The 10,472-nt window shown below is 58.5% G+C and carries 11 protein-coding genes; 7 read left to right on the forward strand and 4 right to left on the reverse strand.

Annotation, left to right across the window (positions count from 1 at the left end):
* Positions 1-25: 25 nt before the first annotated feature.
* From M017_RS0118090 to M017_RS0118100, 3 genes are read left to right on the forward strand one after another with little or no spacing between them, the layout of a single operon-like run.
* Positions 26-664, forward strand: coding sequence for an L-threonylcarbamoyladenylate synthase (locus M017_RS0118090; protein WP_031499552.1), 639 nt, complete (start codon positions 26-28; stop codon positions 662-664).
* Entirely contained in the window at positions 664-1,644 is a 981-nt protein-coding gene (locus M017_RS0118095) for an aldo/keto reductase (RefSeq protein ID WP_031499553.1), read from the forward strand. Before M017_RS0118090 ends, M017_RS0118095 begins: the two co-directional genes overlap by 1 nt.
* Positions 1,644-2,600, forward strand: a complete 957-nt coding sequence (locus M017_RS0118100) for a rhodanese-like domain-containing protein (protein ID WP_031499554.1) — start codon at positions 1,644-1,646, stop codon at positions 2,598-2,600. Before M017_RS0118095 ends, M017_RS0118100 begins: the two co-directional genes overlap by 1 nt.
* On the opposite strand, the gene M017_RS0118105 is transcribed toward M017_RS0118100, so the two are convergent.
* On the reverse strand, positions 2,601-3,428 hold the full coding sequence (locus M017_RS0118105; protein WP_031499555.1) for a sugar phosphate isomerase/epimerase family protein: 828 nt from the start codon (positions 3,426-3,428) through the stop codon (positions 2,601-2,603).
* Positions 3,429-3,438: 10 nt separating this feature from the next.
* Entirely contained in the window at positions 3,439-4,341 is a 903-nt protein-coding gene (locus M017_RS0118110) for a LysR family transcriptional regulator (RefSeq protein ID WP_031499556.1), read from the reverse strand.
* Positions 4,342-4,471: 130 nt separating this feature from the next.
* Between M017_RS0118110 and M017_RS0118115 the strand changes: the two genes are divergently transcribed.
* The 4 genes from M017_RS0118115 to leuD are packed head-to-tail and all read left to right on the forward strand — an operon-like array spanning position 4,472 to position 8,771.
* Positions 4,472-5,659 carry a 2-isopropylmalate synthase gene (locus tag M017_RS0118115; RefSeq protein ID WP_051670414.1) on the forward strand — a complete coding sequence of 396 codons (1,188 nt, stop codon included), beginning with the start codon at positions 4,472-4,474 and terminating at the stop codon, positions 5,657-5,659.
* Positions 5,660-6,736, forward strand: coding sequence for a 3-isopropylmalate dehydrogenase (gene leuB, locus M017_RS0118120; RefSeq protein WP_031499558.1), 1,077 nt, complete (start codon positions 5,660-5,662; stop codon positions 6,734-6,736). It begins immediately after the preceding gene.
* A gap of 6 nt (positions 6,737-6,742) precedes the next feature.
* The gene (gene leuC, locus M017_RS0118125) at positions 6,743-8,152 is read left to right on the forward strand and encodes a 3-isopropylmalate dehydratase large subunit (protein WP_031499559.1); all 1,410 of its coding nucleotides are present in this window, start codon (positions 6,743-6,745) and stop codon (positions 8,150-8,152) included.
* 16 nt (positions 8,153-8,168) lie between these two features.
* Positions 8,169-8,771, forward strand: coding sequence for a 3-isopropylmalate dehydratase small subunit (gene leuD, locus M017_RS0118130; RefSeq protein WP_031499560.1), 603 nt, complete (start codon positions 8,169-8,171; stop codon positions 8,769-8,771).
* Here leuD and M017_RS27915 read toward each other — a convergent pair.
* Both M017_RS27915 and M017_RS0118140 read right to left on the reverse strand, forming a co-directional pair.
* On the reverse strand, positions 8,743-10,089 hold the full coding sequence (locus M017_RS27915) for a methyltransferase domain-containing protein (RefSeq protein ID WP_051670416.1): 1,347 nt from the start codon (positions 10,087-10,089) through the stop codon (positions 8,743-8,745). The genes leuD and M017_RS27915 overlap by 29 nt on opposite strands.
* Positions 10,090-10,120: 31 nt before the next feature.
* The gene (locus M017_RS0118140; protein ID WP_080508021.1) at positions 10,121-10,450 is read right to left on the reverse strand and encodes a PspC domain-containing protein; all 330 of its coding nucleotides are present in this window, start codon (positions 10,448-10,450) and stop codon (positions 10,121-10,123) included.
* Positions 10,451-10,472: the final 22 nt, after the last annotated feature.

Raw genomic sequence — 10,472 nt, forward strand, 5'->3', positions numbered from 1 at the left:
ATTGCTAAAATTTCAATCTCCCCTCGTGATTACAGATCTTGTTGAAATCCAAACTGAAACGCCCGATCCGGGTGCGATCCGCCGGGCCGCGGCGGTCATCCGCGAAGGCGGCATTGTGGCGATCCCAACGGATTCGCTCTATATGATCGTTGCCGATCCGTTCAACCTGAACGCGGTAGGTAAGGTCTTTGCCGCCAAGGGGCGGGAGAGCTCGCGGAGTCTCCCGTTGCTGGTGAACGACGTGATGATGGTGGAGAATCTGGCGAGCGAAGTGACTGTGCGCTTCCAGATTCTGGCCCGGCGCTTCTGGCCAGGGCCACTGACGATCATCGTTCCGGCATCGGCGAAAGTGCCGCTGAAGCTCACGGGCAATACAGGCCGCCTGGCTTTGCGCCATACCAAGAGCGCCGTCGGTAGCGCACTGATCGAGTTTCTCGGAATGCCTCTCATTGCCACGAGCGCGAATATGAGCGGAGTCCCAACCTGCCGCAGCGGCATCGAAGTATTTGGAACGATGGATGGCCGCGTCGATCTTGTCGTCGATGGCGGGCATTGTGTCGGCGAAGGCGCGACCACCATCGACATCACCGAACCGTACTGGCGCATCATCAAAGAAGGCGCGGTGCTGGAGCGCGAGATCGCCGAAGTTCTAAAGGGAAATTGATGCAATATACAAAGCTGGGCTCGACGGGTTTGCATGTGTCGCGGATCTGTCTGGGGACGATGACCTATGGCTCGAAGCGGTGGCGTCCTTGGGTATTGGAAGAGGCCGAAAGCATTCCGCTGATCGCACAGGCCTGGGAGGCCGGGATCAACTTCTTCGATACGGCCGACATGTATTCGCTCGGAGTGAGTGAGGAGATTCTTGGGAAGGCGATCCGGCAACTTGGCATTCCTCGGGATCGTGTCGTGATCGCGACCAAGCTGTTCAATCCGATGGGGCCCGATCTGAATGAAAAGGGGCTTTCGCGCAAGCACCTGCGGCATGCGATTGACGATAGCCTGCGACGATTGCGGATGGACTATGTCGATCTCTATCAGATCCACCGCTTCGATCCGGACACCGAAGTGGAAGAAGTGATGGGCGGCATGAGCGATGTGGTGCGGGACGGGAAGGCTCTATACCTCGGGGCATCGTCCATGTATGCGTGGCAACTGGCGAAGTTGCAGTATGCTGCCGAGCGCGCGGGCGGCCCGAAGTTTGTGACGATGCAGAATCACTACAATCTTGCCTATCGCGAAGAAGAGCGGGAGATGATTCCGTTCTGTATCGATCAGAGGGTGGGGCTCATTCCGTGGAGTCCGCTGGGGCGTGGCCTGTTGACGGGGAGTCTGAAAAAGGACAGCCGTGATTCCTTGCGTGCGCAGACGGATGAGTATGCGCAGAAAATCTATTCGCATGACAGTGATTTTGCGATTGCCGACCGTGTGCGAGAAGTTGCGGAGAGCCGTGGCGTGTCACGTGCGACGGTTGCGTTGGCCTGGCTGCTGGCGCGCCCCGGCGTGACTGCGCCAATTATCGGAGCAAGCAAGCCAAAGCATATTGAAGATGCAATTGCTGCTCTCGATTTCAGGTTGGAGGCAAGCGAAGTGGCGCGTCTGGAAGAGTTGTATCAGCCGCACCCGATCTTGGGCCATAGTTGATGGATTCGCTGCGGCTGCTTCTCGAGTACGGCTATCCGCTGCTGGCGATTTGTGTGTTTCTCGAAGCGATTGGGTTTCCTGTCCCGGCGGCGGCCGCTTTGCTGGCTGCCGGAGCAGCTGCGGCGAAGGGCTTGTTCTCGCCCTGGGAGGCGTTGGCTGTTGCGCTGCTCGGGACACTGACAGGAGACGTGCTGCTGTTCCTGTTGGGACGCAAAACGGGTTGGTGGTTGCTGGGGGTGTTGTGCCGCGTGTCGATGAATCCGGAGGCGTGCATCTATTCGAGTGCGGCGCAATTCTACCGGCGCGGACGCACAGCCTTACTCGTGGCGAAGTTCGTCCCGGGCTTCAATACGATGGCCGCTCCGATCGCGGGCAGCATGAATATGCCGCTACTCTTGTTTCTGCGCTACGATCTGGGCGGAGCGCTGCTCTATGTCGGCTTCTATGGGGTGATTGGCTTCACTTGCAGTGAGGCGATTGGCGCGATTGCGCAGTGGTTTGGCACCCTCGGGCGGGCCTTGGGCCTGGTGGTTGGGCTCGGCGTTGCGCTGTACTTTGGCTGGCGCTGGTGGCGCAATCATCGTCTGAAGAAGCACGATGTGGTGCCACGAGTGAGCCCGAGTGAGTTAGCGGCAAGGCTGAGTGACGATATCGTGATTGCCGATGTCCGCAGCCATGGCTATTACGATGCGAATGCGGAGCGCATTCGCGGATCGATTCGCATTGAGCCGAATCTGCTGCCACAGACTTTGGCGCAATTGCCGCAAGGCAAGGACGTTTTTCTCTATTGCAGTTGCCAGAGTGAGGCGACCAGCCAGCGGGTAGCCGAGATCCTGAACCAGTCGGGATATGAAGTGAAGGTGCTGGAGGGTGGGCTGAGCGCATGGAAAAAGGCCGGTCACCCGCTGGAGCGAGTGCCGGCCGAAGACGTAGTGCACCTACCGAGGTTTGCTTAGCTAAGCGCTCAGACCGGCGAGGACGCCGCGGCAATAGGCGAGGCTCTTGGCGAGTCCGGCAGTGGGGTTGTCGGCGTTGATTTCGTATTCGAGCATGACGCCGCCTGCGTACTTCATCTTCTGCAGCAGCTTGAAGATAGCGACGATGGGCAGCTTGCCGTCACCGACATCGCATTGGCTCTCACGGACCATGGTGTCCTTGAGGTCTTTGACGTGCATGTCGAGCAGCCGCGGACCGGCCATGTCGATCGACTCGAGAATATTCTTGCCGGCGCGCGATTCGTGTCCGATGTCGAGACAGACGCCCATGCGCGGATCCATGTTCTTCACCAGCGGCAGGACGTCCTGGATGCTGGGGAAGTTCTTGTCCTCAGGGCCGTGGTTATGCACCGCAACCTTGATGTTGTATTCCTTGGCGTACTTCTCGAGTTTGGGCAGAATGGCGCGGGTGGGCATGGCGACCATCAGTGGCATGCCGGCGTTCTTGCAGTATTCAAAAGAAGAACGGATCTCGGGTTCTTCGTCCTTCTGGAAGCTGATCGTGCCCCCGCCGAGGATCTTCAATCCCGCGGCCTCAAACTGCTTGCGGCCCTTCTCGACCTCAGCGGGCGGCAGGATGTAGGGCAGATGGAACTCTTTGATATTGACGTAGGTGACGTTCAGTTGCTTGAGGGTCTTGATCGCCAGGGAGCGCTGGAATTCGCGCAACGAATAGCTGGCGACACCCAAGTTGAGCTCGTGAATGTTGGGGTTGGAGGCCGGAGGCGCGGCGAGAGCAAAGCCAGCACCAGCAGTGGACGAGGCGAGGAAAGAACGCCGGTTTGTCATGGGGATTATTCTATGTCACAGCCGCGGTCAGTGCAGCGGCGTCCTGATCCACCAGTTCGAGGAAAGCCTTTGCTGCATGGCTGAGCGCACGGCGCGCCGGATAGACCAGGCGAATCTTCCGCTCGACATTCAACTCTTTGACCCGGACTTCGCGCAGTACGCCGGTTTCGATTTCGGGATCGACGCACATCTTCGGCAGGAAGGCGACGCCTTCATTGCGCTGCACCAGGCGGCGGATGGTTTCGACCGTGGGCATCTCGACATCCATGTTCAGCGGCACGCGGTGGCGTTGGAACTCGCGCAGTACGATCTCGCGATAGGGACTCAAAACATTGTGCGCAATGAAGGTTTCCATGCCGAGTTCGGTGATGGGGACTTCCGTGCGGGAGGCGAGACGGTGCTCGGGGGAGACGACAAACACCAGACGGTCGGTGTAGATCACGGTGGTGACCAGACGCTCATCGCCGGGATCAAAGGAGATCAGGCCGAGTTCGAGATCGCCATCGAGCAGTTGCACGGGGATCTTGCTGGACAAGCTGCGGCGCACCTGGATTTTGACCTTCGGATAGAGGCGTCGATACTGCTCGATGTGGTTCAGCAGGTACAGCGAAGTGGATTCATTCGCACCAATGGTGAGGCGGCCGGAGGAATTGTCGCGCAACTCGGCGAGCGAGTTGTACATGTCGCCTTCCAGATTCTCAAAGCGGCGGGCGAATTCGAGCACAATCTTGCCGGCATCGGTGAGGAGCAGTTCCTTCGCCGAACGGTCAATCAGCTTCTCTTCGAGTTCTGCTTCCAGACGCTGGACCGCGAGCGAGATAGCAGGCTGCGTACGCAGCATTTTCTCGGCAGCGCGGGAAAAGGATTTTTCATTCGCGACAGAAAGGAAGACTTTGAGAGAGTGTAGGAGCACTGTGATACCTGGGTGTTGCTGATGCGATAAGACTTGCTTATTGCATTATGACGGATTATGTCCAGCGTCAGCAATATAAATTTGCTAAATCCGTGCGCCCCGAGGATAATGAGGAAATTAGGAGGCGCCTATGACTGAGGCCCTAAAACAACCCCGAGTTTATATCTTCGATACGACCTTGCGGGACGGAGAACAGTCGCCCGGCTGCAGCATGACCGTACCAGAGAAGCTGCGGATGGCGGCGAAGCTCGTCGAGCTTGGTGTAGACATTATGGAAGCAGGCTTCCCGATCGCCTCAGATGGCGATTTTGAAGCGGTGCGCCGCGTGAGTCAGGAGTTCCACTGGGTACAAGTGGCTGCGCTCGCGCGTGCGACCAAGAATGACGTTGAGCGGGCGGCTGCTGCTCTTGAAAAAGCGAAACGTCCCCGCATCCATACCTTTATTGCGACCAGCGACATCCATCTCCAGTACAAGCTGAAGAAGTCGCGCGAGCAGGTATTGGAGGACGCGGTGCGCGCCGTGGAACTGGCACGCAAGTACGTCGACGATGTCGAGTTCTCCGCCGAAGATGCAACTCGCACCGATATTGACTATCTCGAAGAGATCAGCCGCGCGGTGGTCGCTGCCGGAGCGCGTACGGTGAACCTGCCCGATACGGTAGGTTTCTCGGTGCCGGAAGATTATGCTGACCGTATTGGCCGCATTGCCCGGGCACTGGGCGACAGCGCGATTGTCAGTGTCCATTGTCACGATGACCTGGGTCTGGCGGTGGCGAATTCGCTTGCCGCGGTGAAGGCAGGTGCGCGGCAGATTGAATGCACGATCAACGGCATCGGCGAGCGGGCAGGGAACTGCTCTCTGGAAGAAGTGGTGATGGTGATGAAGACGCGCAATGACTTCTATCCTTATGAGACCAAGATTGTCAGCGAGCACCTGTTCCCGGCCAGCGAAATGCTGAGCAGCATCATCACGTTCGGTCCGCAGCCGAACAAGGCGATCGTCGGCAAGAACGCCTTCGCGCACGAAGCGGGCATCCACCAGGACGGCTACCTGAAGAACAAGAGCACATACGAGATCATCGATCCGAAGAGTGTCGGTGTGCCAGAAGGTAAGCTAGTTCTGGGCAAGCACAGTGGGCGTCATGCGCTGAAGAAGCGTGTGGAAGAGCTGGGCTATCCCGAGTTGACACAAGAACAATTGGACGCCGTTTATAAGTGCTTCACGTCGGCTGCCGACAACAAGAAGGGCTTCATGAACGAGGAGATCATTGAATTTATCGAAGCGGCGCTCGAAGGGGCGGCCGAGAAAGTCAGTTAGATGCAATTGAAGGTTCTGGCCTTGCCGGGTGACGGCATTGGCGTGGAAGTGACAGCCGAAGGCCTGCGCGTCTTGCGCCACGTGGCCGCGAAGTTCAAGCATGATTTGGTGTTGAGTGAGGGCCTGTTGGGTGGCATTGCCATTCATAAGACGGGCACCCCATTCCCCGCCGAAACCGAAAGGTTGGCGCTGGAGGCGGACGCAACCGTGATGGGCGCCTTTGGGCTTCCCGAATTCGACAATGCGCCGCCCGACAAGCGTCCGGAGCGCGGACTTCTGGGCATTCGCAAGAGCCTGGGTGTGTTTGCGAATCTGCGTCCGGTCAAGGCTTACGATGCGTTGATTGAATCGTCACCGCTCAAGAACCATTTGCTCACTGGCGTCGATATGATCATTGTGCGTGAACTCACCGGCGGCCTGTATTACGGCACGCCGCGTGGGATCACGGGGGCAGGCGACGAGGAACGCGGCACCAACACGATGACCTACACGCGGGCCGAGATTGCTCGCATCACGCGCATGGCTTTCCGCCTGGCGGCGAATCGCAAGAAGAAGGTCACGAGCGTCGATAAATCGAATGTGCTCGAGACTTCGCAGCTTTGGCGCAAGGTGGTGGAGGAGATCGCTCCCGAGTTCCCCGACGTCAAGCTCGAGCATCTGCTGGTGGACAACTGCGCGATGCAGTTGGTGTTGAAGCCGGCGCAGTTCGATGTCGTGTTGATGGAGAACATGTTTGGCGACATTCTCAGCGATGAGGGGTCGGTGATTACGGGTTCGATCGGCATGTTGCCGTCGGCCTCGATCGGTGGCCAGAAGCCGAGCGGCGCCTGGGTCGGATTGTATGAGCCGGTGCATGGTTCCGCACCGGACATTGCGGGCCAGGGGATTGCGAATCCGTTGGGCGCAATTGGCAGCATCGCGGCGATGCTCGAGTACAGCTTCGGCTTGCTTGAGGAGGCGGCGGCTGTGAACGCGGCGATGGAAGCCGTGTTGAATTCCGGCAACGTCACGCGGGACCTGAAGGGGACAGCGACGACGGTGCAGGTGGGTCAGGCAGTTTGTGAAGCGATCGGATAACGAAGTATGAGCCAGCCAAGAACAATCATCCAAAAACTCTGGGATTCGCACGTTGTGGCGACTCCTGCCGGGGCGCCTTCGCTCCTCTACATCGATCTGCACCTCGTGCATGAGGTGACCAGCGCACAGGCCTTCGACGGCCTGCGGGCGCGTGGGTTGAAGGTGCGCAGACCCGATCTCACCTTTGCCACCACCGATCACTCGACGCCGACGACGCCGCGCAATTTGCCGATTCTCGATCCGATTGCGAAGAGCCAGGTGGAGAAGCTCGAGCGCAATGCGACCGAGTTTGGCATTCCGTTCTACGGTTTTCATAGCGACCACCAGGGCATCGTGCACGTCATCGGACCGGAAAACGGCCTGACGCAGCCGGGCATGACCGTTGTTTGCGGCGATAGCCATACGGCGACGCATGGCGCCTTTGGCGCGCTTGCCTTTGGCATCGGCACCAGCGAAGTGGAGCATGTGCTGGCGACGCAGTGCCTGCTGCAGCGTCCTTCACAGAGCTTTGAAGTGAAGGTGGAAGGCCAGTTGGCCAATGGTGTTGGCGCAAAGGACATCATTCTCGCGCTGATTGCGAAGATCGGCATTGGCGGTGGTACGGGTTGTGTGCTCGAATACACGGGCTCGACGATCCGCGCTCTGTCGATGGAAGAGCGGATGACGGTCTGCAACATGTCGATCGAAGGCGGCGCGCGCGCCGGCCTGATCGCGCCTGACGACAAGACCTTTGAATACCTCGCAGGCCGCAAGTTTGCCCCGAAGGGCGCCGCCTGGGAAGAAGCCGTGGCGCGTTGGAAGAAGCTGCCTTCAGATGAAGGCGCTACCTACGACCGTACGCTCAGCATCGATGGCGCGGCTCTGGAGCCGATGATCACCTTTGGTACGAACCCGGGCATGGGCATGGGCATCACAGGCGTGATTCCGAACCCGAGCGACATTGGCGATGCGCTCGAGCGGGACAGCTTGCGCAAGGCGTTGAGCTACATGGATCTTGAAGCGGGTAAGCCGCTGTTGGGTCATAAGATCGACGTTGTCTTCATCGGAAGCTGCACGAATTCGCGCATGAGCGATCTGCGCAATGCAGCGAGCATTCTGAAGGGCCGCAAGGTCTCCGATCAGGTGCGCGTGATGGTGGTTCCTGGTTCGCAGCAGATCAAGCGTGAGGCGGAAGCCGAGGGCTTGCACGAAGTGTTCCGCGCGGCGGGTGCCGAGTGGCGCGAAGCGGGCTGCAGCATGTGCATCGCGATGAACGGCGATCAGTTGACGCCGGGTCAGTACAGCGTGTCGACGAGCAATCGCAACTTTGAAGGCCGTCAGGGCAAGGGTGGCAGGACTTTCCTCGCCAGTCCGATGACTGCGGCTGCCAGCGCGATCACTGGTAAGGTCACCGACGTACGGACGCTGTTGGGCTAAGGAAAGGAAGCGAGAGATGGAAAAGTTTGTACCGTTTGAAAGCCGGATGGTCGTCATGCCGATCGACAACATCGACACCGACCAGGTGATTCCGGCGCGCTTCTTGAAGAAGACGGATCGCGTGGGTTGGGGAGAGCTGCTCTTCAACGACTGGCGCTATGAGGCCGACGGCGCGCCGAAGCCGGACTTTGTGTTGAATCAGGATTGGGCGAAGGAATGCAAGGTGCTGCTGGCCGGAGACAACTTCGGTTGCGGCAGCTCGCGCGAACATGCTCCCTGGGCGCTGACGCAATATGGCTTCCGTGCGATTCTCAGCACCTCGTTTGCAGACATCTTCAAGAGCAATTCCTTGAAGAACAGCCTGCTGCCGATCGTGGTGAGTCCGGAGACGCATAAGAAGCTGCTCTCGATGCCGGAGGGCACCGTGAAGGTGGATCTGGCTTCGCGTACGCTGACGCTACCGGACGGCAGCACCGCCGAGTTCCCGGTGGACAGCTTCTCGCAGCAGTGCATGCTTGAAGGGGTCGACGAACTCGGCTTCATCCTGAAGCACTCCACCGAGATCGCCGCCTATGAAGTGCACCGCGACTCTACGCTGAATACGCTGGACGCCGCTTAGCAATTGCCTCGACTGGCGGCGACATCTGCTCGCCGCCAATCACATTGATCGTGAGTGTCCCTTCGGCGATGCCCGAAGGAAGCAGCGCATTCACCTGCGTGACCCCATCCTCTGGTTCTGATACAAAGCTACTTGGTACGTCCGTACCGTTGATCCTTACCTTCACTTCACCCGTTGGCAGATCCCGTACCCACATCGAAAACGCGGCTCCTGTTTGTACCTCAATGACGTTCCGCTCCCAGGTAAATCCGTCCGTGAGGGTCTCGATCACGGGCGATCCGCTGGTCTTTGGGATTGCTCGTCCTAACCGTTGTAAGTCGGAGACATCAAGACCAATCGTGACCGTATTGCTGACTGCGCTGTTGCCGACGCGCAAGGTGACGGGGATCCATCCGGGGTCAAGGCCGAGCGGAATCTTGAAGACGGCGTGCCAGCCTCCCTCGCCTGCACTGGTCAGCGACACAGCGCTCGATGCGTAAGGGCCAAACTGCGCATAGATCGTATTCCTCTCGACAAGCTGTGTTGCCTTGAACCAGACCGAGGCATAGGGATCTTCGTTGCTCTCAAAGCGGAAATCGCAGGAGATCGCATTCTCAATCGCGGTGATCTTGGGCGCACTTTCCGGTCCGATGGGAAGCCGCCACTGGCGGTCACATTGGATATGCGCGCGCTGGTCCAGGACGCTCTTCAGCCGGACATCGACTAAGCCTGCGGTGCGGCAAAAGGCCAGCAGGCAGCTTGTATTGGGACCCGCCCAGTTATCGAATTGTCCGCATAACTCGGTGCCTTCGTAGAATTCCATAACCGGAGGGCGATTGGGCTCGCTGCCGTCATCGGAGACAAAGGACTCGACACACACGGTTCCAGTCGCGACAGAGCAGACTTTCTCCAGGCCAAGCAGCGGATGTTTCAGGTGGTAAAGGACACCGAAGAACAGGACGATATCAAAGCGGCCGATCTTGGCAGGGTCTAGATCATAGACCCCCATGGTGAGGTATTCGGCTTTTGATCCAAGTAAGGAGCGTGCTTCCAGGAAGCGTGGATTCTCTACGAGGTCAATCGCTGTCACCGTGGCGCCTCGCCGCTCCATTTCGAAGGTGAACCAGCCGTCCCACGCGCCAATATCGAGAACACGAAGGCCATCCATGCGCTCTGGTAAGTCAAACTGCGCAATGCGATGTTTTAACTGGTCAATGCTTTGCAAACCCTCAATCAGGGAGCCATCAGGTAACTCGATGGAATGATACCAACCGAGTCTGTTGAGCTTCTTGATGAGCTCACCGACAGCCGCCGTGACGACAGGGTTAGAGGCTTTCATGCATCTAGTGAATCATGATTTCAGCAAGGAGTCAGGCAGAGAAGGTCTGAGTTCTTTCTGATACATAAATCGGTTCGCGAGGGATGATGATCCAGCAGAGGAGATAGACCAGAAGCCCTGTGCCCGCCAAGATGATGGAGGCGGCCCAGAGGAGCCGGACGAGGGTGAGATCGACCTGAAAGTAGTTTGCAAACGCACCGCAGACGCCCGCAATCCACTTATCTTCGCGCGGCCGCAGGAGTTTTTTCTCTCTCCTCGGGTCCTCCTGCAAGACTGGTCCGGCACTTGCGGTTCTCGCTCCGCAGTTTGGGCAGAAATTTGCCTTCTCGTCGATCGAGTTCCCACATTGCGTGCAAAACATCCTATTGTCTCCTGCTATCCAA

Origin of the sequence: Bryobacter aggregatus MPL3, assembly GCF_000702445.1 — a bacterium.
In the GTDB taxonomy this organism is placed as follows: Bacteria; Acidobacteriota; Terriglobia; order Bryobacterales; family Bryobacteraceae; genus Bryobacter; species Bryobacter aggregatus.

Coding starts and splice junctions, on each gene's coding strand:
- leuB (WP_031499558.1), top strand. CDS start 5,660: ATGCAATTGAAGGTTCTGGCCTTGCCGGGTGACGGCATTGGCGTGGAA.
- M017_RS0118100 (WP_031499554.1), top strand. CDS start 1,644: ATGGATTCGCTGCGGCTGCTTCTCGAGTACGGCTATCCGCTGCTGGCG.
- M017_RS0118105 (WP_031499555.1), bottom strand. CDS start 3,428: ATGACAAACCGGCGTTCTTTCCTCGCCTCGTCCACTGCTGGTGCTGGC.
- M017_RS27915 (WP_051670416.1), bottom strand. CDS start 10,089: ATGAAAGCCTCTAACCCTGTCGTCACGGCGGCTGTCGGTGAGCTCATC.
- M017_RS0118115 (WP_051670414.1), top strand. CDS start 4,472: ATGACTGAGGCCCTAAAACAACCCCGAGTTTATATCTTCGATACGACC.
- M017_RS0118095 (WP_031499553.1), top strand. CDS start 664: ATGCAATATACAAAGCTGGGCTCGACGGGTTTGCATGTGTCGCGGATC.
- leuD (WP_031499560.1), top strand. CDS start 8,169: ATGGAAAAGTTTGTACCGTTTGAAAGCCGGATGGTCGTCATGCCGATC.
- leuC (WP_031499559.1), top strand. CDS start 6,743: ATGAGCCAGCCAAGAACAATCATCCAAAAACTCTGGGATTCGCACGTT.
- M017_RS0118140 (WP_080508021.1), bottom strand. CDS start 10,450: ATGTTTTGCACGCAATGTGGGAACTCGATCGACGAGAAGGCAAATTTC.